At 54.8% G+C, this 24,427-nt stretch carries 22 protein-coding genes; 12 read left to right on the top strand and 10 right to left on the bottom strand.

Features of this window, described 5'->3' with window-relative positions; genetic code table 11:
• Window positions 1-45: 45 nt before the first annotated feature.
• The gene (locus tag HZ297_RS06630; RefSeq protein WP_178862207.1) at window positions 46-1,425 is read left to right on the top strand and encodes a phosphomannomutase/phosphoglucomutase; all 1,380 of its coding nucleotides are present in this window, start codon (window positions 46-48) and stop codon (window positions 1,423-1,425) included.
• A gap of 131 nt (window positions 1,426-1,556) precedes the next feature.
• A complete protein-coding gene (locus HZ297_RS06625) occupies window positions 1,557-2,378 on the top strand; it encodes an HDOD domain-containing protein (RefSeq protein ID WP_178862206.1) in 822 nt (273 codons plus the stop codon).
• Between the two features lie 25 nt (window positions 2,379-2,403).
• Here the strand turns inward: HZ297_RS06625 and HZ297_RS06620 are convergent, their stop codons facing one another.
• Complete coding sequence (locus HZ297_RS06620; protein ID WP_178862205.1) at window positions 2,404-3,603, bottom strand: aminotransferase class I/II-fold pyridoxal phosphate-dependent enzyme; 1,200 nt, start codon at window positions 3,601-3,603, stop codon at window positions 2,404-2,406.
• A gap of 220 nt (window positions 3,604-3,823) precedes the next feature.
• Here HZ297_RS06620 and HZ297_RS06615 point away from each other — a divergent pair, with 220 nt between their 5' ends.
• The 4 genes from HZ297_RS06615 (at window position 3,824) to HZ297_RS06600 (ending at window position 6,964) form a co-directional block, all read left to right on the top strand.
• Window positions 3,824-4,309 (top strand): YajQ family cyclic di-GMP-binding protein, encoded by a 486-nt coding sequence (locus HZ297_RS06615; protein WP_178862204.1) that lies wholly within the window; start codon window positions 3,824-3,826, stop codon window positions 4,307-4,309.
• Window positions 4,310-4,343: 34 nt separating this feature from the next.
• A complete protein-coding gene (gene argB / locus HZ297_RS06610; RefSeq protein ID WP_218644562.1) occupies window positions 4,344-5,267 on the top strand; it encodes an acetylglutamate kinase in 924 nt (307 codons plus the stop codon).
• 28 nt (window positions 5,268-5,295) lie between these two features.
• Window positions 5,296-6,117, top strand: a complete 822-nt coding sequence (locus HZ297_RS06605; RefSeq protein ID WP_178862203.1) for a mechanosensitive ion channel family protein — start codon at window positions 5,296-5,298, stop codon at window positions 6,115-6,117.
• An 88-nt stretch (window positions 6,118-6,205) separates the two neighbouring features.
• The gene (locus HZ297_RS06600) at window positions 6,206-6,964 is read left to right on the top strand and encodes a sulfite exporter TauE/SafE family protein (protein ID WP_178862268.1); all 759 of its coding nucleotides are present in this window, start codon (window positions 6,206-6,208) and stop codon (window positions 6,962-6,964) included.
• Between the two features lie 72 nt (window positions 6,965-7,036).
• Here HZ297_RS06600 and HZ297_RS06595 read toward each other — a convergent pair whose 3' ends face one another.
• The 4 genes from HZ297_RS06595 to nfo all read right to left on the bottom strand — a co-directional run bounded on the left by HZ297_RS06595 (window position 7,037) and on the right by nfo (window position 9,990).
• Window positions 7,037-7,663, bottom strand: a complete 627-nt coding sequence (locus HZ297_RS06595; RefSeq protein WP_178862202.1) for an OmpA family protein — start codon at window positions 7,661-7,663, stop codon at window positions 7,037-7,039.
• Window positions 7,664-7,840: 177 nt separating this feature from the next.
• Window positions 7,841-8,350, bottom strand: a complete 510-nt coding sequence (locus HZ297_RS06590) for a SixA phosphatase family protein (protein ID WP_178862201.1) — start codon at window positions 8,348-8,350, stop codon at window positions 7,841-7,843.
• Between the two features lie 39 nt (window positions 8,351-8,389).
• A complete protein-coding gene (pyrE, locus tag HZ297_RS06585; protein ID WP_178862200.1) occupies window positions 8,390-9,025 on the bottom strand; it encodes an orotate phosphoribosyltransferase in 636 nt (211 codons plus the stop codon).
• 119 nt (window positions 9,026-9,144) lie between these two features.
• Entirely contained in the window at window positions 9,145-9,990 is an 846-nt protein-coding gene (gene nfo / locus HZ297_RS06580; RefSeq protein WP_178862199.1) for a deoxyribonuclease IV, read from the bottom strand.
• 137 nt (window positions 9,991-10,127) lie between these two features.
• On the opposite strand from nfo, the gene HZ297_RS06575 reads away from it, so the two are divergent.
• On the top strand, window positions 10,128-10,631 hold the full coding sequence (locus HZ297_RS06575; protein WP_178862198.1) for a hypothetical protein: 504 nt from the start codon (window positions 10,128-10,130) through the stop codon (window positions 10,629-10,631).
• Window positions 10,632-10,713: 82 nt separating this feature from the next.
• A complete protein-coding gene (locus HZ297_RS06570; RefSeq protein WP_178862197.1) occupies window positions 10,714-11,805 on the top strand; it encodes a flavodoxin domain-containing protein in 1,092 nt (363 codons plus the stop codon).
• A gap of 263 nt (window positions 11,806-12,068) precedes the next feature.
• On the opposite strand, the gene ppx is transcribed toward HZ297_RS06570, so the two are convergent.
• From ppx to yidD, 3 genes are all read right to left on the bottom strand, one after another.
• Window positions 12,069-13,607: an exopolyphosphatase gene (gene ppx / locus HZ297_RS06565; protein WP_178862196.1), complete on the bottom strand. Its 1,539-nt coding sequence runs from the start codon at window positions 13,605-13,607 to the stop codon at window positions 12,069-12,071.
• A 188-nt stretch (window positions 13,608-13,795) separates the two neighbouring features.
• Window positions 13,796-15,913, bottom strand: a complete 2,118-nt coding sequence (gene ppk1, locus HZ297_RS06560) for a polyphosphate kinase 1 (protein WP_178862267.1) — start codon at window positions 15,911-15,913, stop codon at window positions 13,796-13,798.
• Between the two features lie 182 nt (window positions 15,914-16,095).
• Window positions 16,096-16,401, bottom strand: coding sequence for a membrane protein insertion efficiency factor YidD (gene yidD / locus HZ297_RS06555; RefSeq protein ID WP_178862195.1), 306 nt, complete (start codon window positions 16,399-16,401; stop codon window positions 16,096-16,098).
• Window positions 16,402-16,757: 356 nt separating this feature from the next.
• Between yidD and HZ297_RS06550 the strand changes: the two genes are divergently transcribed.
• The 4 genes from HZ297_RS06550 (at window position 16,758) to HZ297_RS06535 (ending at window position 21,671) form a co-directional block, all read left to right on the top strand.
• Window positions 16,758-18,101, top strand: coding sequence for a dihydroorotase (locus tag HZ297_RS06550; RefSeq protein ID WP_178862194.1), 1,344 nt, complete (start codon window positions 16,758-16,760; stop codon window positions 18,099-18,101).
• 124 nt (window positions 18,102-18,225) lie between these two features.
• On the top strand, window positions 18,226-19,431 hold the full coding sequence (locus HZ297_RS06545; RefSeq protein WP_178862193.1) for an EAL and HDOD domain-containing protein: 1,206 nt from the start codon (window positions 18,226-18,228) through the stop codon (window positions 19,429-19,431).
• Window positions 19,432-19,511: 80 nt separating this feature from the next.
• Window positions 19,512-20,882, top strand: a complete 1,371-nt coding sequence (locus HZ297_RS06540; RefSeq protein ID WP_178862192.1) for an NAD-dependent succinate-semialdehyde dehydrogenase — start codon at window positions 19,512-19,514, stop codon at window positions 20,880-20,882.
• Window positions 20,883-20,891: 9 nt separating this feature from the next.
• Window positions 20,892-21,671, top strand: a complete 780-nt coding sequence (locus HZ297_RS06535; protein WP_178862191.1) for an EI24 domain-containing protein — start codon at window positions 20,892-20,894, stop codon at window positions 21,669-21,671.
• 105 nt (window positions 21,672-21,776) lie between these two features.
• Here HZ297_RS06535 and HZ297_RS06530 read toward each other — a convergent pair whose 3' ends face one another.
• Window positions 21,777-23,027: a DEAD/DEAH box helicase gene (locus tag HZ297_RS06530; RefSeq protein WP_246261699.1), complete on the bottom strand. Its 1,251-nt coding sequence runs from the start codon at window positions 23,025-23,027 to the stop codon at window positions 21,777-21,779.
• A gap of 16 nt (window positions 23,028-23,043) precedes the next feature.
• On the bottom strand, window positions 23,044-24,414 hold the full coding sequence (ppnN, locus tag HZ297_RS06525; RefSeq protein ID WP_178862190.1) for a nucleotide 5'-monophosphate nucleosidase PpnN: 1,371 nt from the start codon (window positions 24,412-24,414) through the stop codon (window positions 23,044-23,046).
• Window positions 24,415-24,427 lie beyond the last annotated feature (13 nt).

Genomic DNA, 24,427 nt, shown 5'->3' with positions numbered 1-24,427 from the left:
CAAATAAACTGAACAGGCCGGGTCTGAAGCAAGTAGGGAAAACGTATGGAGCAGGTAGTGGAAAGCATTTTTAGAGCCTATGACATTCGCGGAGTCGTGGATGAGGCGCTCACCGACGAAACCGTGGAGTTGATAGGCCGGGCGTTGGGTTCCGAGGTGATTTTGTCGGGGCAGACCAAAATCGTCATCGGCCGCGACGGCCGCTTGTCGGGGCCGCGTTTTATCGAGCGCTTGGCCAAAGGCCTGCAGGCCGCCGGCGTGGACGTGATTTATATCGGTGAGGTGACCACACCGATGGTCTATTTTGCCGCGGCCACCTTGGAGGGCGTGAACTCCTGCGCGGCGATTACCGGCTCGCATAATCCGCCGAATTACAATGGCATCAAGATGGTGGTCAACGGCACCACGCTCTCCGGCGAGTGGATTCAAACCCTGCTGAAACGCATCCAGAATGACGATTTCACCCAAGGTGCGGGCCGTTTCAGCGAACTTAACATTGCGCCGGCTTATCATCATGCGATTGTGACTGGCATTCACCTTAAGCGCCCGCTCAAAATTGTGGTGGATGCGGGTAATGGCGTGGCCGGTGCCTATGCGCCGCAAATTCTGCGCGATCTGGGCTGCGATGTCACCGAGATGTATTGTGACGTTGACGGCACTTTCCCCAATCACCATCCCGATCCGGCCAAGCCGAAGAATCTGGTGGAGCTGATTGCCAAGGTCAAAGAACTTCAAGCCGACATCGGTTTGGCGTTTGACGGCGACGGCGACCGCTGCGGTGTCGTCGATAATGAAGGGCAGGTGTTGTATGCCGACCGCCAGATGATGCTCTATGCGCGTGATGTGTTGAGCCGTGTGCCGGGGGCGGAGATTCTGTTCGACATCAAATGTTCCTCGCTGTTGCCCAAAGAGATCGCTGCGGACGGCGGCAAGCCGACCATGTGGAAAACCGGCCACTCGTTTATCAAGGCCAAACTGAAAGAGACCGGCGCGGCGCTGGCGGGCGAGATGTCGGGGCATATCTTTTTCAAGGAGCGCTGGTACGGGTTTGACGACGGCATCTACACCGCAGCGCGCATGCTGGAGATTGTGGCGAGTCAACCGGGCAGTGCGCACGCCTTGTTTTCGGCGCTGCCGGATGCCTATAACACGCCGGAGATGGATGTGGAATTTGCCGAAGGCGAGCATTATGCGTTTATGGAACAGTTCAAAGCGGTGGCGCATTTTCCGGATGCCAAGGTGTTTGATCTGGACGGCATCCGCGCCGATTTTGCCGACGGTTGGGGGCTGGTGCGTCCGTCCAATACCACGCCGGTGCTGGTGATGCGTTTTGAGGGCGAAACCCCCGAAGCGCTCAAGCGCATTCAGGAGGCATTCAGAACCCTGATGTTGCAAGTTAAACCGGATTTGAAACTGCCGTTTTGAAGATGGCGTTGAGTGAATTGGTAAAACGTCTTATTAAATATTTTTATTGATGACAATATAAAATCTTTCTGCTAGTGAGCGCCATCAAAGCTGATTAATATTGTCCGGTAAATTGAGAGTAGAGTGGCAAAATGGAACAAAAATTACGTGCCGCGGTGCAGGCGATTCAGGGAGTCAAAATTCCTGACCTGCCCAAAGAGATTCTGGAGCTGGATGCGGTGCTGGCAAGCAAATTTCCAAACTTTCAGGACATAACGCGCATTATAGAAAGTAACGTCAAGCTTTCCGGCGAGGTCATGCGTCTGGTTAACTCGCCGGTGATGAAACTCAAGGTGCCGGTCAAATCGATTCGTGAAGCCGTGGATGTGCTGGGGTTGATTAACCTGAAAAACCTGGTGGTGGCCGCGGCCTTGAACAATCTTTTCAGTGGCCGTCACTTTGAGGAGATTGTCGAACACTCCAAGGATGTCGCCTTTTGCTGTGCGGAGTTGTCCGAGTATCTGGAAGGGGTTTCGCGTGATGAGGCCTATCTGCTGGGACTGTTCCATAATGCGGGTTGTCTGTTGCTGGCCTCTAAAGACCCCGAGAACTACCCCAAGGTTTTTTTGAAGGTGCATGCCAATCCCATTAGAGGGATGAGTCTGGAGAACAAGTTTTACGGCTCAAACCATGGCGATATCGGCCTTTTGATCGGCAAGAAATGGCAGCTTCCGGTGGAAATGTTGAACGTAATTATGCTGCATCACCGTTCCCCGGAGGTGATTGCCAACGACAAAATGCGCGGCATGGCATCGATGGTGCAGGTGGCCAACTCGATTGTCAACGAGGTTTCTTACGGCACTTACGTGACCGAAGAGGCGCGCCAGTATCTGGCTCAGGCGCAAGAGGACCTGATGATCGGCAAGGATGTGGTGGATACGGTTCGTAAGAGTCTGATTGTGTTCAGCGCGTAAATTGTTTAGGTGTTTACTTAGGTGTTTACGGCAGGGCGCTCAAAAACGTTTTGATGCGCTGTACCGCTTCAATCAAACGTTTCTCCTCGGTGGTATAGGCGAGCCGCAGGTGGTGATGGCCTTCTTGTTTTCCAAAGTCGGTTCCCGGCGTTAAGGCGACGCCGGTTTTTTCCAGAATGTCGACCGCCAATGCCTCCGCATTATCGGTATAGTCCGACACATCCCAATACAGGTAAAAAGCCCCTTGCGGCTGCGTTTTCAGCTTGAATCCCGCCTGTTGCATGCTCTCTATCAACACTTGGCGACGGCGCTCAAAGATTTGGCGGCGTTGTTCCAGTTCTGCCAAGGCATCCGCCTCCAAGACCCGCAAGGCGCCGTACTGCGAAGGCGTGGGCGCTGCCAGATAGAGATTCTGCGCCAGCCGGTCCAGAATCGGCATCAATGCCAGAGGTGCGATGCACCAGCCCAGTCGCCAGCCGGTCATGCCAAAGAATTTGGAAAACGAGTTGATGACAATCACATTGTCGGGCAGACCGGCGTGCGCCAGCACGCTTTCCGCCGGGCGTCCGTAAACCAGTCCCTGATAGATTTCGTCGACAATCAGCCAAGTATTGCGTTCAGCCAGAAACTGCGCCATAGCAAAGAGTTCGGACTGCTCGATCAGTGTGCCGGTCGGGTTGGCCGGGGTGGCGACCATCACCGCTTTGATGTCGGCTTGCCAGTGCCGCTGCAGCTGCGCCAGGGTGAGCTGGTAGTTGCAGCTTTCATTCAGCGCCACACTGACGACCTGGCCGTGCAGCAGTTCGACAAACTGGCGGTTGCACGGGTAGGTTGGATCGCCCATCAGCACCTTGTCGCCCGGATTCAGCAGGGCCGTCAATGTCAGCTGCAGCGCGCTGCTCGAGCCGGGGGTGATGAGAATGCGCGCCGCATCGACGTGCGCCTGATAGAAGTGGCCATAAAACTCCGCGAGTTTTTGACGTAATGCCGGCAGGCCGAGCGTGGGGGTATAGTGGGTCAGGCCTTGTTGCGTAGCGGCAAAGGCGGCTTCGTTGACGCACGCCAGCGAGGGAAAGTCCGGTTCGCCGATTTCCATATGGATGATGTCCCGACCTTGCGCTTCCAACGCCTTAGCTTCGCCGAGAATTTTCATGACTCTAAAGGGAGCGATCGATTGGGCTGAACGGGAAAGCGGCAGGGTGTGGGCGGGTATCTTGGTGGGCATAATTACATTCAGTACATTCGGCACATTCGGTTATCATCGATAAAATCGTGTCGCTTATTATACGTCTGTTTGGAAAAGGCGGCGCAAGATGTCGAAAAATAACCGAAATTAGCCGTTTTAGGCGCTTTTAGCCGGGAAAACTAGTGATAGAATAAAGCATTTGAACTGGATTGAAATCGGCCTGAAAAAACTCAGCAGGCCGGGTGCTTGAGGAGAAAAAATGCCTTCATTTGATATTGTTTCGGAACTGGATAAACACGAACTCACCAACGCGGTGGATCAGGCCAATAAGGAAGTGACCACCCGTTTTGACTTTAAAGGAACCGACAGCAGCTACGAGCTGAAAGGAACGACGGTCACGGTGAAGACGGAGTCCGAGTTTCAGTTGGAGCAGATGTACAACATTCTGGTGGAGAAAGCCAACCGCCGCGGTATCGACGTCAAGTGCATGGAGGTCAAGGACCCCAACATCCAGCTTAAAACCGCCACGCAGGTGATCGAAATGCGCGAGGGCTTGGATGCCGCCCTGTCTAAAAAAATCATCAAGGCGATCAAAGATTCCAAGCTGAAGGTGCAGGCCGCCAATCAGGGTGACAGTGTGCGCGTCACCGGCAAGAAACGCGACGACCTGCAGCAAGTGATGCAACTGCTGCGCGGCATGGAAGATCTGGAAATGCCATTGCAGTTTAATAACTTCCGCGATTGAACTCCCACTATTTGATTAACAGAAGAATATGACCATGAGAGTGCAGAACACCATGAACCTGAATAAAGAACAGGCGCAGAATATCGCTTCGGTACTGGCCGAAGCCTTGCCTTACATCCAACGTTTCTCCGGCAAAACCATCGTGGTCAAATACGGCGGAAACGCCATGACCGAAGACACCCTGATGGAAGGCTTTGCACGCGACATCGTGTTGATGAAGCTGGTGGGCATGAACCCGGTGGTGGTGCACGGCGGCGGCCCGCAGATCGGCGATTTGCTGAAACGCATCGGCAAGGAATCGGAGTTCGTGCAGGGCATGCGCGTCACCGATTCCGAAACCATGGATGTGGTCGAGATGGTGTTGGGCGGCCTGGTGAACAAGGAAATCGTCAACCTGATTCACCGTCACGGCGGTAACTCCGTGGGACTGACCGGTAAAGACGGCAATCTGATTGTCGCCAAGAAGCTGAAAATCACCAAAAACACCCCAGGCATGGACGCACCTGAAATCATCGATATCGGTCATGTCGGCGAGGTGGCTAAAATCAATACCGGTGTCATTGATATGCTGATTCAGGGTGATTTCATTCCGGTGATCGCACCCGTAGGTGTGGGCGCTGACGGTCACTCTTACAATATCAACGCCGATTTGGTGGCCGGTAAAGTGGCCGAGGCCTTGAAAGCGGAAAAACTGATGTTGTTGACCAATACACCGGGCCTGCTGGACAAACAAGGGCAGCTGTTGACCGGCTTGAGCGCCAAGAAGGTCGATGAGCTGATTGCAGACGGTACCATTTACGGCGGTATGCTGCCGAAAATCCAGTGTGCGTTGGAAGCGGTGCAAAACGGTGTGCATTCCGCCCATATTATCGACGGCCGTGTCGAGCACGCCGTGATGTTGGAAGTCTTTACCGATGAAGGTGTAGGCACGCTGATCACCGCAGGTGAAGAGGCGTAACTTTATAGTTCTGGTCTGAGGAGGCATTATGGAACTGGATATGATGTTGAATGAGTATGCGATTCCTTGGGGAATCAAAATCGCGCTGGCATTGCTGATCTTTGTGGTCGGTAGATGGGTAGTGAAACTGGTCGTCAAAGTGCTTAAAAAGCTGCTGGGACGTGCCAAAACCATGGACGAAATGCTGATTAACTTTGTCAGCTCCATTGTGAATGCGGTCTTGATGCTGTTTGTCATTATCGCCTCGTTGGATCAGTTGGGCGTGGATACCACCTCGCTGGTGGCGTTGATCGGTGCGGCCGGTTTGGCGATCGGTCTGGCATTGCAAGGCTCCATGCAGAACTTTGCAGCCGGGGTGATGATTCTGGTCTTCAAACCGTTCAAAGCCGGCGATTTTGTTGAAGCCGGTGGTGTGACCGGTGTGGTCGAGACGGTCAATATTTTCAGTTCTACCCTGCGCACCGGTGACAACAAGGAAATTATCGTGCCTAACGGCGCCATCTATTCCGGTTCCATCACCAACTATTCGGCACGCGATACGCGTCGTGTGGATATGGTGTTTGGCGTCAGCTACGAAGACGACATCCGTCAGGTCAAAGCGATTCTGGAAAAGCTGGTGGCCGAAGACGAGCGTATTCTGAAAGACCCCGCACCGGTGGTGGCGCTGTCCGAGCTGGCCGACAGCAGCGTCAATTTCATCGTGCGTCCGTGGGTCAATTCCGCCGATTACTGGGATGTGTACTGGAGTATGAACGAAAAGGTCAAACTGGCGTTTGACGAAGCGGGCATCAGCATTCCGTATCCGCAAATGGATGTGCACCTGCATAAAAACGATAAGACCGACGCTTAAGTCGTCAGGTTGTTTAGTGGGCCTCTCAACTCTGTGAAAGCAGGGGTGAGGGGCTTTTTTATTTCCGCCTGAAAAGGGTTAGAACGTGCTGTTTGATCAGATTTTGTTGTTTGTTATCTCCCTGATTGCCAATCTGTTTTCGGCGCTGGCGGGAGGTGGTGCGGGTTTGTTGCAGTTGCCGGCACTGTTATTCCTTGGCTTGCCGTTTGGCATCGCGCTGGCAACCCATAAGGTCGCCAGCGTCTTTCTCGGATTGGGGGCAACGGCGCGCCATCTGCGCTCTTCGAGCTTCGACTGGCGCTTTTCGGCGTTTATTCTGGCCACCGGCCTGCCGGGAGTGGTATTGGGTGCCAGTATTATCCTGCAGGTGGATGACCGCGTGTCACAGTTCCTGTTGGGGGTGCTGACCTTGGGTTTGGGGCTGTATTCGTGGTTTAAACCCAATTTGGGGCAGTCTGAAAACCATCAGCACCGTGACCTTTCGGGCTTATTGATCGGCGGTGCGGTATTGTTTTTGATTGGCGCTTTAAACGGCTCATTAACCTCCGGAACGGGACTGTTTGTAACCTTGTGGCTGGTGCGCTGGTTTGGGCTGGACTACAAAACTGCGGTGGGTTATACGCTGATTCTGGTGGGGATTTTCTGGAACGGCTCGGGGGCGATCACGCTGGGCATTTTGGGGGAAATCCGCTGGGATTGGCTGCCGGCGCTGATTTTGGGATCGCTTATCGGCGGGTATCTGGGTGCGCATTTTGCGATTGTCAAAGGCAATAAGCTGGTTAAGCGCAGCTTTGAGGTGGTGACGGTTCTGGTCGGTATTTCGTTGATTGCCAAGGCGTGGATGTAGTTTGCAGCAGACAAAGCCGACGAAAGCAAAAAAGGCCGCAATTGCGGCCTTTTTTAGTGGAGAGGCAAAGGATTATTTAATCACTTCAATCTCTACGCGGCGGTTCTCAGCACGACCTTCTTTGGTTTTGTTGGTCGCTACCGGACTGGTTTCACCCATGCCGGCCGTTTCGATGCGCGCACCGTCAATGCCTTTGCTTTCCAGATAGGCTTTAACGGCATTGGCACGTTTTTCGGACAGTTGCTGGTTGTATGCTTCACTACCGGCGGAGTCAGTATGACCCGTTACCTTGATATTGGTATTTGGGTGACGCGCCATATAGTCAGCATAGATATCCAGTTTTTCTTTGGCGGCGTCTTTCAATACCGTTTTGTTGTTGTCGAAGAAACCGCGGAAAGCCGCAGGAGCATCTTCTTTAACCTGTTCAACAACCGGAGCAGGTTCTGGTGCCGGTGCTGGAACGACAACTGGAGCAGGAGCCGGCTCTGGCTTAGGCTCTTCCCAGCCTTCACACTTGGCGATCGCCGTTTCTTTGGTCCAATCGATAGAACGTACACAACCGCCGAAACCGTCACGTACTACCAAGCCGCGGTAGTCGACGACGTAGGCGTTAGTGCCTTCGGATGGGATGTCTGCAGCCTGTGCTTGAATCGAAGCTAGGGCTAGAACAGCTGCTAAAGGGAGTAATTTTGTTTTCATGGCATCTTCCTTTGTTTTGATAGGTGGGCTAAATCAAGCTACAAACAGAATAGCATTTTAGAAAAGCAATGCCTAGGTTTTAGGCAGGCCCGAAGAAAATATTTTGGGCCTTATAAACACCATAAATGATTTGAATTAAGTCTTGCCGACAGGAAAAAGCAGAATGAAATCTGGAGGTTACTCTTTCAGCAGGATTTCTTTGGGGCGCACGAACTGCGACAGTTTGCCGGCGCCGCAAGATAAATTATGCCAGTCGGCAGGCAGGATGAAGTGGGCCAGTGCCGCAGTCGGAAAAAGCGTCACGGTGCTTTCGTCCATGTGGCAGTTAAGGTAGTTGAACAGGCGTTCCAGGCCGGGGTTGTGGCCGACAATCATCAGCCGGTCGACATCGGGGGCGTCAGCCAACACCTTGAGCAGGGTGTCGAGGTCGGCCATATACAACGCGCCAACGGTTTGGGTTTGGGCGCCGCATTCAACACAGACGCGTTTTAAGGTTTGTTGGGCGCGCTTGGCAGGGGAGCAGAGAATCAGGTCGGGAATCAGGTTTTGCTGTTCGATCCATCTGCCGACTTTGGAGGCGTTTTTTTTGCCCCGCCCGGCCAATGGACGGTCTATATCGGCCAGGGTCGGGTCTTTCCAGTCCGATTTGGCGTGACGCAGTATCAACAGTTCTCTGAGTCTCGACATTTTACCTCCTGATCGATTGCGGACAACATCGCGGCATACTTAGATGCCATACTCGCTGCGATAGGCCATCATCGCGTCCAGATAGTGTTGCATATCGGGCTGGGTTTGAATGTAGGCGATGATGTCGTGCAGATTGATGATGCTGATCACCGGGATGCCGTATTCCGCTTCCACTTCCTGAATGGCCGAAAGGTTGCCTTTACCTTTTTCCATGCGGTCCAACGCGATCAACACGCCGGCCGGTTCGGCACCGTTGGCCTTGATAATGTCGATGGCTTCGCGGATGGCGGTGCCGGCGGTGATGACGTCGTCAATAATCATGACTTTGCCTTGCAGGGCGTGGCCGACGATATTGCCGCCTTCGCCGTGGTCTTTGGCTTCTTTGCGGTTAAAGGCATAAGGCTTGTCGATGCCGTGTTTTTCAGACAGCGCCACGCAGGTGGTTGCCGCCAGCGGAATGCCTTTATAGGCCGGGCCGAACAGCACGTCGAAATCCACGCCCGATTCTGCCAGGGTGGCGGCATAACCTTGTGCCAGTGTGGAGAGTTGCGCGCCGGTATTGAACAGGCCGGCATTGAAGAAGTAGGGGCTCTTGCGTCCCGACTTGAGGGTGAATTCGCCTAATTTCAGCACGCCGGCTTGCATGACGAATTCGATAAACTGGTTTTTATTCATTGATAGGATTCATGGTGTAAACAAAGTGCGATTATCTTACTCCATGCAAAAACGGCGCCGCAACTTTTTTGCAAAACGCCGTTTTTAAAAACTCAACAGGCCGGGTGGTAAAGTCTATTTTACCCCGTTGAATTCATAAACCCTTTGAGGGTTTGGATTTCCTCGGCCCAGATGTCCGGATTGATGGTTTCCAGCGTCAGCGGAATGTCGTCAATGCGCGGGTCCTGCATGATTTTTCTGAAGGCTTGCCAGCCGATTTCGCCTGCGCCCAGGCTGTGATGGCGGTCGAGTTTCTGGCCGAGCTTGGCTTTGGAATCATTCAGGTGCATGCCTTTTAAATACTCAAAACCGACGACCTTTGCAAAGTCGGCCATGACGCCTTCATAATCGTTTTTCAGGTCGTAACCCGCCGCATAGGCGTGGCAGGTATCGAAGCAGACGCCCACGCGGGTTTTGTCTTCCACCTTGTCGATCAGGTAGGCGAGCTGTTCGTGCTGATAGCCCAGATTGGAGCCTTGTCCGGCGGTGTTTTCGATGACCGCGATCACGCCTTGCGTCTGCTCGAGCGCAAAATTGATCGATTCGGCGATCAGATCCAGACAGGCCTCTTCGGAGATTTCGCGCAGGTGGCTGCCGGGATGGAAATTGAGGCGGTCGATGCCAAGCTGCTCGCAGCGCCGCAGTTCGTCGATAAAGGCGTCGAGCGATTTCTGGCGCGCATCCACGTCCGGATGGCCGAGGTTAATCAGATAGCTGTCGTGCGGCAGAATCTGTTTGGGGCCGTAGCCGAGGCGTTCACAATTGGCTTTGAACTGTTCGATGCTCTTTTGCGTTAAAGGCGCGGCTTTCCACTGGCGCTGGTTCTTGGTAAACAGCGCAAAGGCGGTGGCGCCGATTTCATGGGCGCGCAGCGGCGCGTTTTCGACACCGCCGGCGGCGGAAACATGGGCTCCGATATATTTCATGTTTTTTTCCTTGTGAATTTTTTCAGTCGCGCCAAGTTGGCACGCTCTCTGCGTTAAGGCCAATAACAGAAGATTATACCGAATCGCACTGACAAAAAATTGACGGTGTGGCGCATAACAAGCACAGGGAGAAAAACATGGCGATTGATTTAAGAAACATTGAACCTCTGGGATCGAAAAGCGTGTTGCTGGAACAGGCGATGCGCCGCCACATGGGCAAAAGTCCGGCACAAGGCAAGAGCAAGTACGACGATATGGATATGTCGGATATGGTCACGCCGGATTTTGAATGGCTCAATGAAGACAAAACTGCGCTGAAGAATCTGGTGGCGCAGATGGACAGTTCTATCGGGCAAATGGCGCAGCAGATGCGCACGCTAGAGGAACAGGGCATCAAGTCACGTCAGCAGATCGAAAAAGAACAGCAACTGCTTTTCAAACAGATTCGAACGCTTAACGGTCTGCTGAAAAAACAGGTGGATATTTTCAGCTCGGTGGAGCGTCAAATGGCTGACATCGAAATCAAGCAGAACAATGTGACCATGCAGGTCGGAATCGGCGTGGTGGCGGGCTTGATGTCGGCGGTGACGATTCTGGTCACAGCACCCTGGATGACGGTGCTGATGGAACATATCCGCTGACCAACCCTTCCCGCCGCTTCCTGGCGAAGGGCTTTTTGCGTGTTACAATGCGGGAAGTGTTTCGCCAAGAGAGTGTTCTTAGATGCAACTGCAAGTCAAACAGCTGATCAATCTCACGCCTGCGTGTGATGACAAAACCATTTATCACCTTGTCTTAACGCCGCCTGCCGGTGAAACGCTGCATTACGAGCCGGGCGACTGGCTGACCTTGAGCGTCCAAAACCAGCCTGAATGGGTCGAGGCGCTGCTGCAGCGTTTACGCCTGAGCGGCGATGAACGCGTCGAAGTGCGCCGCGCTGGCCAAGTCTCCAGTCGCGTTGCCTTGACCGAGCATCTGGAAATCTCCCAGCTCAATCCGGCCATTCTCAATAAACTGCAACGCCAGTATCAGTTGGGCGACTGGGCGGATCGTCAGGCGATGATCGATTACGCTTACGGCCGCGATATTCTCGACCTGCTGGATGCCTTTCCGTCGCTGTGTGAACTGGGTGCCGACTTTTTGGCGCTGCTCTCGCCTCTGGCGCCGCGTTATTACTCCATCGCCTCGGCGCAGGTGGCGGTGGGCAATGAGGTGCATCTGCTGATACGTTTGGTTGCCTACCAAAATGCCGCGGTGTCCGAGCGCATGCACTTCGGGGTGGCGAGTTTTCTGGTCAGTCAGCTGCAGATTGGTGAGGCGGTTGAGGTGGAGTTAAAGCCCAATCCCACCTTCAAACTGCCGGCCAACCATCAAACGCCGATCATTATGCTCGGCGCCGGCACCGGGCTGGCGCCTTATATCGCCTTTATGCAGCAGCGCGCAGCGCAATCCGACAGCGGACAGAACTGGCTGTTTTTTGGCGAAACCCACCTGGCCTGTTCATTTCTGTTTGGCGATGTTTTGCAGGCTTGGCAGGCGCAGGGCAAACTGCGGTTGAATACGGCGTTTTCGCGTGACCAGGCAGAAAAACACTATGTACAGCATGAGATGGCGCAGCATCAGGCGGCGTTGTGGGATTGGTTGCAGCAGGGTGCGCATGTGTATGTGTGCGGCAGTCAGGATCAGCTCGCCAAAGGCGTGGAGGCGGCGTTTATCGCGTTGTTTATGCAATGCGGTGAAATGGATGAAATAGAGGCGCGCGACTATTGGCAGACTCTACGCAAGGCGCGCCGCTTGCAGTTGGATATCTATTAAAGGCGGAGTCACAAGCCGTGTTTCAAAACTGAACAGGCCGGGTTGGATGAGTTAACCACGAAGGTCACGAAGAGCACGAAGACTTTGGATGTTAATCAGTTGCCGGCGTTGTTTTTCTGTTTCACGCTTGATTTAAAAAACTTTTGAATCAAAAAGATGTATTAAGTCGATACGTCGGTTTTTTAGGAAAACTTCGTGTTCTTCGTGACCTTCGTGGTGAAATCGCTTCTCTCCCGGCCTGTTGAGTTTTTGAGGCGTTGTTTTCAGACAAATGTCAGTTTAAAGCCGGCTGCTTCGAGGCGTTTGGCTTCGACTTCCAGATCCAGACGCGTCAACGGGTGCTGTTCCAGCCAGTTGTCTTCAAACTCCAGATGAATCTGGTTGTTGTCTTCGATATAGAGGGTCGGCTCGATTTCCTCGAAATCGCGGCCGCGGTGGATGCGCACCGCCAAACGCAACAAGACCGTCAGATAGAGCAGTTTGTCGCGTTCGGTATCAATCACGTCGTACGCCTCGGCAATGAATTTGCCGCGGTGGTTCAGCAGCATAATGCTCAGCATCTGTTTTTCCTGCTGGTCAAAGCCGGCCATTTCCGCCTGCGCAATCAAATAGGCGCTATGGTGACGGTAGCGTTTGTAGCTGATGGCAATGCCGCACTCGTGCAGTTTGGCGGCCCAGGTGAGCAGCTTGCGGTAGTCGTATTCGCTGTTGCGCAGCTGCCAGCTGTTGTGCGCCTGTTTGTAGAGCGCCAGCGCGGTTTGCGCGACATGATTGGCCTGCTGCACGTCAACCCGCATCCATTGCTGCATCGCATTGACGCTGATTTCGCGCACGTCGTCGGAAAACAGGCGCCCCAGGGTGTCAAAAATCAGGCCTTCGCGCAAGGCGTTGGCCGAAACCTGCATCTGTTTGATGCCCAGCTCTTCAAAAGTGGCGATCAGCACCGCCAGTCCGCCCGATAACACCGGGCGGCGGTCGTCTTTCAGCCCTTCCAACTGCAGCGCATCGGCATGCCCCGCGAGAATCAGGGCGTCGCGCAACTTATACAGTCCGTTGAGGGTAATGCCGTTGTCCCACCAGCCGTTCTGCTCGAGAATCTGGCCGATGGATTTGATGGTGCCGGAGGCGCCGATGGCGATGTCCCACCCCAGTTTTTTGAGTTTGACGCGGTGCGGGCGCAGCGTTTGGCGGCACGCCGAAATGGCCTGCTGCATCGTGAAGCTGCTGACGATGTCGTGCGGGAAATAAGTCTGGGTGATGCTCACACAGCCCATTTCCGTGCTGGTCAGATGGTGGTGGTCAAAGTGTTTGCCGATAATGTATTCGGTGCTGCCGCCGCCGATATCCATGACCAGGCGCTGTTCGTCGTTGTTGGGCATGCCATGCGCCACGCCCAGATAGATCAGGCGGGCTTCTTCCTGGCCGGCGATAATCTGGATGCTGTGGCCGAGGGCTTTGCGGGCTTCTTTGAGGAATTCGCGGCTGTTTTTGGCGTTGCGCAGCGTGTTGGTGCCCACCGCGCGGACGTTCTGCGTAGGGATGTTGTTGATCAGTTGGCCGAAGCGTTGCAGGCATTCGATCGCCTGGACAAAGGCCTTTTCGCTGAGTTTGCCCTCTTCGTCCAGGCCGGCGCGCAGGCGCACCATCTCTTTATGTTTGTCGACTACCTGCATCTGGCCGTGGACTTCACGGGCGATAATCATGTGAAAACTGTTGGAGCCCAGATCAATCGCCGCATACAGCGTATTGTCGAGGTTTTGCGGCGCATCAGGTGCCGGCGTCGGTGTTACAGTGTCATTCATGGTGTAAACGCTTAAAGGTCGCAGCCGCTTTGCATCACCGGATGCGGCCGTAAACGGCAGCAGGTGGCTTCAGAAGGCTTAAAAACGGGTGCGAGAAATGATCAAACTACGAGCGAAGCCCCAAAAAAAGAGCCCATAGTTTACCCCCTTTTATCGAAAAAGGGGATAAAACAATTTTGGGTCTTGGCTTAAATGGATGTGCTGCTGTATTTTTCGATGAGCGACTGCTGCGCGCAGAAAGGCGTCTGTTCGCCCTGTAAGCGTTGGATGTAACTGCCGTCGGCCTGCAGTTCCCAGGCGTTGACATTGTCTTCGAGATAGATCGCCAGACCTTCGGTATAGACCTGCTGGAAGTTGTCGGCATCCAGAATCGGGAAGCAGGTTTCCACGCGCGACAACAGGTTGCGGCTCATCCAGTCGGCGCTGGAGCAGTAAAGTTCCGGCGCGGCACCGCTGTTTTCAAAATAATAGATACGGTGGTGCTCCAGAAAGCGCCCGACGATGCTGGTGACGCGGATGTTTTCCGACAGGCCGGGTACGCCGGGGCGCAGGCTGCACATGCCGCGGATAATCAGGTCGATCTGCACGCCGGCCTGCGAGGCCTCGTACAGCGCATCGATAATGCCCTGTTCCTGCAGACCGTTCATTTTGGCGATAATGCGTGCCGGTTTGCCTTCCTGCGCGTTTTGCGCTTCGCGGCGGATGCGCTTGAGCATGCCGGAGTAGAGGGTGAACGGCGATTGCAGCAGCACCTCAAGGCCGTCGGTGGTGCCGAGGCTGGTGAGCTGCTGGAAGATTTTGGAAGTGTCGCGCCCAACCGCCGGATTGGCGGTCAGCAGACCGAAGTCGGTATAAAAACGCGAGGTAATAGTGTGGTAGTTGCCGGTGCCCAGATGGGTGTAGTGGCGCAGTTTCTCGCCCTCGCGGCGCACCACCAGAATCATCTTGGCGTGGGTTTTGTAGCCCACCACGCCGTACACCACATGCGCGCCGGCGTCCTGCAGACGGGTGGCCTGAATGATATTGGTGTCTTCGTCGAAGCGGGCGCGCAGTTCGACCACGGCGGTGACCTCTTTGCCGTTGCGCGCCGCTTTTTCCAAGGCGTCGATAATCGCCGACTTGCTGCCGGTGCGGTACAGCGTCATGCGGATCGCCAGTACGTCAGGGTCGGTGGCGGCCGCCTGCAAAAAGTCGATGACCGGCGCAAACGAGTCGTAAGGGTGGTGCAACAGAATGTCTTTGCGCTGGATGCGTTCAAACAGGCTTTCCGGACCTTTTTTGCGGTTGAACAGGCGGAAACCGTTTTTGCTGGCCTTGGGCTGCTTGTAGAGTTTGGCGGTAAAGGGCGCAAACAGCAGGTCGGGGCGGTTGGCCATGTCAGGGACGGCATTCAAACGGTGCAGGTTGACCGGGCCGTTGACCTGATAGAGCGCATCCTCGTTGAGTTTGAACTGGTCGAGCAGGTAGTCCACCATATGGCGCGGACAGTTGTCGGCCACCTCCAGACGGATGGCGCCGCCGTACTGGCGGCCGCTGAGTTCGCCCTGCAGGGCGCGCATGATGTCGTCCACTTCCTCTTCGTCGATAAACAGGTTGGTGTTGCGCGTCACGCGGAACTGGTAACAGCCGGTGACCGTCATGCCCGGGAACAGGGTGGCGACATTGGCGTGCAGAATCGAGGAGAGAAAGATGAAGTCGTTTTCGCCGCTGGTCGCTTCCGGAGGCAGCTTGATAATGCGCGGCAAGGAGCGCGGTACCTGGACGATGGCCAGACCGTTGGAACGGCCAAACGCATCTTTGCCTTCCAATGAGACGATGAAGTTCAAACTTTTGTTGAGGATTTTGGGGAAAGGGTGTGACGGATCCAATCCCATCGGGCTTAGCACCGGATGCAGCGACTCGACGAAGAAGTTGCGAATCCACTCGCGTTGCTGTTCGTTCCAGTGGTTGCGGCGCACAAAGCGGATGTTCTCTTTCTGCAACTCCGGAATCAGCACATTGTTAAGGGTGTGGTACTGCTCCTCCACCAGCTCGTGGGCTACGGCGTTGAGCATGTTGATGGCTTCCTGCGGCACCATGTCGTCCGGTTTGGTGCGCGCCGCCGGATCGTTTTTCAGTTCGTACAGACTGGCCAGGCGCACCTCGAAGAACTCGTCCATATTGCTGCTGGAGATGCACAGATACTTGAGGCGTTCCAATAGCGGAATGTCGGGGTTTTGCGCCTGCGCCAAAACGCGTCGGTTAAACTCCAGCAGACTGCGTTCGCGGTTGATGTAACGCGGGTAGTTCGGTTCTTCTGGAACCATCTCTTCTAAGGTTTGAACATCAAGGGTTTCTGGCGCGGTTTCAAGCATAATCGGGTTACCTGGCTGGTGCTGGAGCGATCCCGCAATGGATCGCCCGGCGGTTGAGTCATCATTTCATTGTAGCCTATTTTGGCAGCAAAATATGACACCCCGATGAATTTAAACATTCCGCTGGATAACGGTTATTGATGAGGTTTGTCAGGAGGATTTTGGGGGGCGTTGGCGTCGTCTTCCGGCAGCGGCTCCTGGCAATGTTTTCGGCAGCCGCAGGTGGGTACCGGATCGACTCCGCCCGGATTGCCGGGATGGCAGCGGCCGATGCGTTTGATCGCCAGCCAGGTGCCGCATAAGACGCCGTGTTGCTGCAGGGCGTCGATCGCGTAATGCGAGCAGCTCGGATAAAAGCGGCAGCGCGGCCCGAGCAGCGGGCTGATAAAGAGCTGGTAGAAACGCACCAGGCCGATCAGTAGCCATTTAAAGGGATTCATGCCCGTCTCCTCGCGCGGTAAGGTGATAAATAAGCGTTATTTTAACGCGTTTAGTGTGTTGAAACTCTTAAGACTGTATGCGTTTTGCTTGTTTAAAAAAGCCCCAATCGGATTGGGCTTCACGTTAAAATAAGTTTTATTTTAAAGAGAGCTTTGCACGAGTGGGGCGCAAAAGAAAAATGAGGAAAAAATTGGCTGATTGAGGCGAAAAACGCAGCGAATAGCTGGCTATTAGCAAGTTTTTCAACAAAAATCAGGCGATTTTTAACCATTTTTATTCGTGCAACCACCTCGTGCAAAGCTCTCTTAAGTCTGGATGACAGGCGCCAACCGTCCATAAAAATAGGAACCGAAGTATGAGTCGCGACTTACCAAGCATTTTGATTTCTCAGGCTACCCTGGTCAACGAGGGGCAGCAACAGGTGGCCGATGTGTTGATCGAACACGGCCGGATTGCCAAAATCGCGCCTCATATCGAAGCGGCCGCGGATAAGGTGATCGACGCGCAGGGACTGCTGCTGCTGCCCGGTTTTATCGACGATCAGGTGCACTTTCGCGAGCCGGGCCTGACCGCCAAAGGCGATATCGCTTCGGAATCGAAAGCGGCGTTGGCCGGCGGCACCACCACTTTTATGGATATGCCTAACGTCAATCCGACGACGACCACCATTGAGAATCTGGAAGCTAAATACGCCATCGGTGCACAGAAGTCGTGGATCAACTACTCGTTCTATTTTGGCGCGACCAATGACAACGTGGAAGAGTTGAAAAAGGTCAACCCGCGCAATGTTTGCGGCGTGAAGGTGTTTATGGGGTCGTCTACCGGCAATATGTTGGTGGATCGCGAACAGGCGTTGCGCGAAATCTTCACGCACAGCCCGATGCTGATCGCCACTCACTGCGAAGACACGCCGATGATCAAGGCGAATGAGGACAAATACCGCGAGCAGTACGGCGAGGATGTGCCGATGTCGGCCCATCCTGACATCCGCTGCCGCGAAGCCTGTTACAAGTCGTCCAATTTTGCGATTGAATTGGCCAAAGAGACTGGCGCCGATTTGCATGTGCTGCACATCACCACCGCCGAAGAGTTGGCGTTGTTTGCGCCCGGCCCGGTGGAAGGCAAAAAAATCACTGCTGAGGCGTGCGTCCACCATTTGTGGTTTAGCGATGCCGATTATGCAACCCAAGGCAGTCTGATCAAATGCAACCCGGCGGTCAAAAAACAGTCCGACCGCGATGCAATCCGTCAGGCGGTGAAAGAGGGACGCATCGACATCATCGCCACCGACCACGCGCCGCATACGCTGGAAGAGAAGGCGAACAGTTATTTCAAAGCGCCGTCGGGTCTGCCGCAGGTGCAGCAGTCGTTGAGCGCGCTGCTGGATATGGTGCATGACGGTGTGTTTGACGTGGAAACGGTGGTGCAGAAAACCGCACACAATGTCGCCATCCGTTACCAGATTGAGGACCGCGGCTTTATCCGTGAAGGCTACTGGGCCGATTTGGTATTGGTGGACATGAACAAACCGCATACCGACGACAAGGCGCATAATCTCTACAAATGCGCTTGGTCGCCGTGGGAAGGGCATACCTTCAAGTCGAGCGTCATCGGTACCTTTGTTTCGGGTGAGTTGAAATACCACCAAGGGCAGTTTGCCGAGTTCACGCCGGGACAGCGTTTGTTGTTTAACCGTTAAAAGCGGCTCCCTACCCGGCCTGCTGGGTTTTCAACAGGCCGGGTTTTTGCGCGGTTGGATGCTTGAATGTCCCCAAAAAACCGCGTACAGTTGGGGTTATTGGATAAGGATAGGATCAGAAAAGATGCGCAAGTCGGAAGTGTATGTGGGGCGGCAGCCGGTATTGGATCAGAATATGGGGTTGTTCGCCTACGAATTGCGCTTTCATCTGGGGATGAATCCCAATGGCCATTCGGTTCCTTCCACCGAGGCGTTGATCGACAAAATCGAAAACGATCTCGGATTTCATGCGCTGGTGGGCAGTTATCCCTGCATGCTGCATCTTCCCACGCCGCTGCTGAAACCCGAAAGCATTCCGCAATTCGGAACTGATCATCTGGTATTGCTGGAAATCGGCACCGAGGTGCTCAAGGATTCCGCCACCTTGCGTTCGCTCAAGGAACTCAAATTGAAGGGGTATCACTTTCTGCTGGACGATTACATCGATGATGCGGAGAGTGAGAAACTCGCTACCATTACCTCTTATGTCAAAATCAAGGTCAGCCATTTCAACGAGCTGCAGCTTCACCTGATGGTGGAGAAGCTCCATAACAAGGGCATTAAGGTGATTGCCGATGCCATTCAAAACGAGGAAGAGTTCGATTATCTGAAGCAGTTCGATTTTGATTATTATCAGGGCTATTTCTTCACCAATCCGACGGTGGTCAACGGCAATCAGCTTTCCGGCAACAAGCTGAATCTGTTGCAGCTGATGGCCAAGGTCAATTCGCCCAACACCCAGTTTGACGAACTCAGTGAGATTATTTCGCAGGATGTCGGTTTAAGTCATAAACTGCTCATGGCCATCAACCACCCCGCCAACGATATGCCGGTGCGTGTTGAAAAGATTGCCGACGGTTTGCGCTATATGGGGCTCAAGCGCCTGAAGTTCTGGGTGAACCTGCTGATGTTGTCCAATATGGAAGATGTGCCGCAGGCGCTGTTGACCACCTCGCTGCTGAACGCCAAGTTCTGCGAGCTGATGGCCGAGCAGGGCGGACATGCCAAAGAAAAAGACAGCTATTTCCTCGCCGGGTTGTTATCGAATCTGGACGCCTACTTCAAAACCCCGATTATTGAGGTGGTGGCGGCTTTGCCGTTAAGCGAGGAGTTGAACCTGGCCCTGGTCAAGCACGAAGGGCCGATAGGCGAGGTGCTCAATATTCTCAAGACCCTGCAAAACAAGGCCGATGAAGCCGAAGAGGTGAGTTTTGAGGGGGTCGGCATCGTGCAGATCAGTAAAAACTTCCTGGCCGCCGGCGCCTGGGCGCAAGAGGCGGTGATGGCTTAACCGCCATAACAAAAAAGATTCAGTGACAACGACCCGCTTGGCTTCTCAAGTGGGTTTGTTTTTTTAGGAGAAACCCGTTTATGACAATGCAATCCATTAATCCTGCCAACGGCGAGTTGTTGGCCGAATTTGACACCTGGGATCAGGAAACATTGGATGAAGTGGTGACCGAGGCGGGTTACGCCTTTGCCGACTGGGCCAAGTTGACGCCGATTGAAGACCGCTGCGCTCTGATGCGCAATGTGGCCGAGGTGTTGCGCGACGATGCCGATTTGCTGGCCGAGCTGATTACGCTGGAAATGGGCAAGACCTATGCCGAAGCGATGGCGGAAATCGAAAAGTCGGCGTGGGTGTGCGAGTTCTATGCCGAACACGGCCCGGCCTTTCTGGCGGACGAGATGGTGGCAACCGACGCCAGCAAGAGTTATGTGGCCTACCTGCCGTTGGGCGTGGTGCTGGCGGTGATGCCGTGGAACTTCCCGTTCTGGCAGGTGTTCCGCTTTGCGGCGCCGGCGCTGGTGGCGGGCAATATCGGCCTGCTGAAACACGCCTCCAATGTGCCGCAATGTGCGCTGGCAATCGAAGAGGTGTTCCGCAAGGCCGGCTTCCCCGATTACATCTTCACCACCCTGATGATCGGCTCCGATAAGGTCGAAAGTGTCATTCGCCATCCGGCGGTGCGTGCCGTGAGTTTGACCGGCAGCGAGCCGGCCGGCCGCAAGGTCGCGGCGATTGCCGGTTCCGAGCTGAAAAAATGTGTGCTGGAACTGGGCGGATCGGACGCGTTTATTGTGCTCGACGATGCGCCCATGTCCAAGGTGATTGCAGGGGCGGTCAAAGGGCGTTTCAGCAATATGGGGCAGAGCTGCATCGCCGCCAAACGTTTTATTGTCGATCAGTTTATCGCCAACGATTTTATCCAGAAATTCAAAGAGGCGGTTGAAAACCACTTTGTAGCCGGCGACCCGATGGATGAAGAGACCACTCTGGCGCCGATGGCACGTCAGGATCTGCTGGACGAACTGCACGATCAGGTGATGCGTTCGGTGGAAATGGGGGCGAAAATCGTCACCGGCGGCTATCAGTTGGATCGCCCGGGCTCTTATTACGCGCCGACCATTCTGACCGATGTGACCAGCAATATGCCGGCCTACAACGAAGAGCTGTTCGGGCCGGTGGCGGTGGTGTTGAAAGCCTCCGAACCGGCGCACGCTCTGGGGATCGCCAATGCCGTGGATTATGGTCTGGGCGGTTCCATCTGGACGGGGGATCTGGCCACTGCCGAGGCGATGGCGCGCGGCATGGAATCGGGCGCGACCTATATCAACAGCAGCACCTTTTCGGATCCGCGTTTGCCGTTCGGCGGCGTCAAGAACTCCGGTTACGGTCGCGAACTGTCGGTGCATGGCATCCGCGAGTTCACCAATATCAAATCGATCTGGATTAAATAAGGCGGCTGCATGGTAGAGCTTTACTGGAAAACGCTGGCCGACCTGAAAGAGCCGGCGATTTTGTGGCGTCTGTTTATCCCGTTTGCGGCGGCGATTGTGTTGGTGTCGCTATTGGGTTATGGCCTGTTCGGGGTGCTGCTGTTCAGTGACTGGGTTACGCAGAATACGATGGTGGTGGAGTTTACGACCTGGTCGCAGAACGCCGAAAACACCATCGGCTCGATTCCGTTAATCGGCGGTCTGCTGCTGTGGATCATCGGCTTTGTGGTGACCTTGGTGGCCGGCGTGCTCGGGTTTCTGTTGGGCAGTTATCTGGTGCTGCTGTTTGCGATGGTGATTACCGGCTTTATGACCGATTCGCTGGTCAAGGTGGTGCATGACAAACATTACCCGCATACGCCGTACAGCGGTCACGGTTCGATTGGCGGCATGCTGTGGAAGCTGACCAAATTCGGCCTGCTGATGTTGCTGCTGTTTCTGGTGACCATTCCGATGCTGTTTATTCCGCTGATCAATATCGTCTGGTTCTGGCTGCTCGGCTTTCTGTTCTTCCGCTATTCCGTGGTGCTCGATGTCGGGCAGGTGATTCTGCCGGAAGCGCTGTTCAATCAGGTGAAAGGTTTGGGCAACGGCACCTCAACCCTGACCTTGGCGGGTTTCTTCGCCCTGAGCCTGCTGCCGCTATTGAGCCTGTTCGCCCCGGTGCTGGCGGTGATTGCGCTGGCGCACTACTACTTTGATATTCTGTCGTCGCAGCCGCAAACGACGGTGAAAACCGACTCACATTAAACGCAAAATTTAAGTCTTTAAAAACTGAATAGGCCGGGTAAAGATATTCTCTACCCGGCCTGTTGAGTTTCTGTCAGCCGAAAAACGACGCGGTTTTATGCGCGGTTATTTCTTCTTTTTGGCGGTTTTTGCGGCCGATTTCTTCGTCGCGTCTTTCTTTTTGACCTTTTTCTTGGCCGGCTTTTTGGCGACGTCTTTCATTTTGAAATTGGCTTCCAGTCCCGCAATCTTGCCCACCGGCAGCTGTTGCTGCAGATGGTATTCGATGCGTTCCAGATTCTCCAGGTCGTGGCGTTCCACCAGGTTGACGGCGATGCCCACCTGCTGCGCGCGGCCGGTGCGGCCGATGCGGTGGATGTAGATGTCGCCTCTAAACGGCAGGTCGTAGTTGATGACATGGGTGATGTGCAGCATGTCCAGACCGCGCGCGGCGACGTCGGTGGCCACCAGCACTTTGATTTTGCCGCTTTTGAACTTGTGCATCTTGTCCATGCGCACCGCCTGGATGAAATCGCCGTGCAGCACCTGCGCGGAGATATTGCGCGACTGCAGCCACTCGGTGACTTCCAGAGCGCGTTCTTTTTTGTTGCAGAACACAATCGCGCTTTGGCAGGTGGCGTCATTGAGGATGTTTTCCAGCAAGGCCTGCTTGTGGGCCTTGTCGTTGGCCAGATAGACGATTTGCTGAATCTGCTCGGATTGCTGGTTCGGCGCTTCGATCTGCACGGTCACCGGATCATCCAGAATCTCTTCGGCGAACTTGCGCACGCCCGCACCCGACAGGGTCGCCGAGAACAAGGCGGCCTGGAAGTCTTCGGGGATGGCGTCCAGCAGTGCCAGCACGTCTTTGCCTTGCCCCATGTCGAGCATGCGGTCGGCCTCGTCGATGACGACCATCTCGATGTCGGAGAGGTTCAGGGCGTCTTCGGCCATCAGATAGGTCAGACGCCCCGGCGTGCCCACCAGAATATCGAACGGTTGACGCAGGGTTTTGAACTGGTTGGCTTTGTCGAAACCGCCGGTGATGATGGCGGTTTTAAAGTTGCAGAAGGTGCCGAGCTGTTTGACGACCTTGTGAATCTGGAACGCCAGTTCGCGCGTGGGCGCGAGCAGCAGCACGCGCGGCAAATCGGGATGGCGCGGTTCGTCGAGCAGGTATTGCAGCATGGGCAAGACGAACGCGGCGGTTTTACCGGTGCCGGTGGCCGCACCCGCCAATACGTCCTGACGTTCCAGCAGCGCGGGAATGGCTTCGGCCTGAACCGGCGTGGGCTTGTGATAGTTCATTTTTTTGATCGCGTCCTGCAGGGCGGGATCAAGGTCAAAATCTTCAAAAGTCAGGCTTGGTTCAGTCATAGTCGTCACAGTTCGTTCAGCGGATAATTTTGTAGCAAGGATTATAATTGCTTGCGTCAATCTTCATGCGTTTTTGTGCAATAAAACTTTCCAGCAGCTTGTCCATGGCCTGCATGATTTCAGGGTCGCCGTGAATCTCGAAGGGGCCGTGTTTTTCGATTTCGCGCACGCCGTCGGCCTTGACATTACCCGCCACTATGCCCGAAAACGCTTTGCGCAACTGGCTGGCGAGCTGGTGGGCCGGCTGGTTTTTATGCAGGTTGAGGTTGGCCATATTGGCGTGGGTCGGTTCAAACGGCATTTGTAAATCCGCATCCAGATGCAGTCGCCAGTTGAAGTAGTAGGCATCGCTGCTCGCCTTGCGGTCCTGGCGGACGGTTTCCATGGCCGCTTTGACCTGGCTGGCGACCTTTTCCGGTTCGTTGACTAGAATCTGCAGATGCTCGCAGGCGGCTTTGCCGAGGGTGATTTCGATGAAGTCGAGCACGCTGTCGAAATAGGCGCGGCTGCTTTCCGGGCCGCTCAGGAAAATGGGCAGCGGCATGTCGGCGTTTTTGGGGTGCAGTTTGAGGCTCAACACGTAGAGGATCTCTTCCATCGTGCCGGCGCCGCCGGGGAACACCACAATCGCATGGCCGATGCGCACAAAAGCCTCCAGACGTTTTTCGATGTCGGGCATGATGCACAGTTCGTTGACGATGGCGTTAGGCGCTTCGGCGGCGATGATACCCGGTTCGGACAGGCCGATATAGCGAGCATTGGGGTAACGCTGTTTGCCGTGACCGAGCACGGCGCCTTTCATCGGGCCTTTCATGGCGCCCGGCCCGCAGCCGGTGCAGATATCCAGATTGCGCAGGCCGAGCTCGTAGCCCAGATGTTTGCAGTAGTGGTACTCTTCGAGCGGGATGGAGTGGCCGCCCCAGCAGACCACCACATTGGGCAGGATATTGGGACGCAGCAGCTGGGCGTTGCGCGCCACCAGAAACACCGCGTTGGTGATGTGTTCGCTGCGGGTCAGGTCGAGCTGGCCGAGATCGAGAATTTCGTTACGCGAATAGATCAGGTCGCGCACCACGGCAAAGAGGTGCTCTTTGAGGCCTTCGATCATTTCGCCGTCCACAAAGGCGTGCTGCGGCGGATTTTCGATAATCAGCTGTACGCCGCGCCCTTTCACAATCGCCTGAATCGTGAATTCGCCATGTTCCTGCAGCAGCGCGTGGGCGCTGTCGCCGCGTGCGCCGGTATTGAGTACCGCCAAGGCGCATTGGCGCAGAATCGCGTTCAGGCCTCCGGCGCTGGTATCGCTTAACTGCTCGGCCTCCTGAGCGGAGAGAATCTGCAGGGAGCCTTCAGGACGGATAGTGACTTTTTCAATATAGGCGTTCATGATAGGGTACTCT

Origin of the sequence: Thiomicrorhabdus cannonii (assembly GCF_013391695.1) — a bacterium.
In the GTDB taxonomy this organism is placed as follows: Bacteria; Pseudomonadota; Gammaproteobacteria; order Thiomicrospirales; family Thiomicrospiraceae; genus Thiomicrorhabdus; species Thiomicrorhabdus cannonii.
The sequence above is the reverse complement of the archived record's forward strand: the minus strand, read 5'-3'. Positions and strand labels throughout refer to the sequence as shown.

What these genes read in the sequence shown, in the direction of transcription:
- HZ297_RS06630 (WP_178862207.1), top strand. Translation starts at nt 46, where the DNA reads ATGGAGCAGGTAGTGGAAAGCATTTTTAGAGCCTATGACATTCGCGGA.
- HZ297_RS06625 (WP_178862206.1), top strand. Translation starts at nt 1,557, where the DNA reads ATGGAACAAAAATTACGTGCCGCGGTGCAGGCGATTCAGGGAGTCAAA.
- HZ297_RS06620 (WP_178862205.1), bottom strand. Translation starts at nt 3,603, where the DNA reads ATGCCCACCAAGATACCCGCCCACACCCTGCCGCTTTCCCGTTCAGCC.
- HZ297_RS06615 (WP_178862204.1), top strand. Translation starts at nt 3,824, where the DNA reads ATGCCTTCATTTGATATTGTTTCGGAACTGGATAAACACGAACTCACC.
- argB (WP_218644562.1), top strand. Translation starts at nt 4,344, where the DNA reads ATGAGAGTGCAGAACACCATGAACCTGAATAAAGAACAGGCGCAGAAT.
- HZ297_RS06605 (WP_178862203.1), top strand. Translation starts at nt 5,296, where the DNA reads ATGGAACTGGATATGATGTTGAATGAGTATGCGATTCCTTGGGGAATC.
- HZ297_RS06595 (WP_178862202.1), bottom strand. Translation starts at nt 7,663, where the DNA reads ATGAAAACAAAATTACTCCCTTTAGCAGCTGTTCTAGCCCTAGCTTCG.
- HZ297_RS06590 (WP_178862201.1), bottom strand. Translation starts at nt 8,350, where the DNA reads ATGTCGAGACTCAGAGAACTGTTGATACTGCGTCACGCCAAATCGGAC.
- pyrE (WP_178862200.1), bottom strand. Translation starts at nt 9,025, where the DNA reads ATGAATAAAAACCAGTTTATCGAATTCGTCATGCAAGCCGGCGTGCTG.
- nfo (WP_178862199.1), bottom strand. Translation starts at nt 9,990, where the DNA reads ATGAAATATATCGGAGCCCATGTTTCCGCCGCCGGCGGTGTCGAAAAC.
- HZ297_RS06575 (WP_178862198.1), top strand. Translation starts at nt 10,128, where the DNA reads ATGGCGATTGATTTAAGAAACATTGAACCTCTGGGATCGAAAAGCGTG.
- HZ297_RS06570 (WP_178862197.1), top strand. Translation starts at nt 10,714, where the DNA reads ATGCAACTGCAAGTCAAACAGCTGATCAATCTCACGCCTGCGTGTGAT.
- ppx (WP_178862196.1), bottom strand. Translation starts at nt 13,607, where the DNA reads ATGAATGACACTGTAACACCGACGCCGGCACCTGATGCGCCGCAAAAC.
- ppk1 (WP_178862267.1), bottom strand. Translation starts at nt 15,913, where the DNA reads ATGGTTCCAGAAGAACCGAACTACCCGCGTTACATCAACCGCGAACGC.
- yidD (WP_178862195.1), bottom strand. Translation starts at nt 16,401, where the DNA reads ATGAATCCCTTTAAATGGCTACTGATCGGCCTGGTGCGTTTCTACCAG.
- HZ297_RS06550 (WP_178862194.1), top strand. Translation starts at nt 16,758, where the DNA reads ATGAGTCGCGACTTACCAAGCATTTTGATTTCTCAGGCTACCCTGGTC.
- HZ297_RS06545 (WP_178862193.1), top strand. Translation starts at nt 18,226, where the DNA reads ATGCGCAAGTCGGAAGTGTATGTGGGGCGGCAGCCGGTATTGGATCAG.
- HZ297_RS06540 (WP_178862192.1), top strand. Translation starts at nt 19,512, where the DNA reads ATGACAATGCAATCCATTAATCCTGCCAACGGCGAGTTGTTGGCCGAA.
- HZ297_RS06535 (WP_178862191.1), top strand. Translation starts at nt 20,892, where the DNA reads ATGGTAGAGCTTTACTGGAAAACGCTGGCCGACCTGAAAGAGCCGGCG.
- HZ297_RS06530 (WP_246261699.1), bottom strand. Translation starts at nt 23,027, where the DNA reads ATGACTGAACCAAGCCTGACTTTTGAAGATTTTGACCTTGATCCCGCC.
- ppnN (WP_178862190.1), bottom strand. Translation starts at nt 24,414, where the DNA reads ATGAACGCCTATATTGAAAAAGTCACTATCCGTCCTGAAGGCTCCCTG.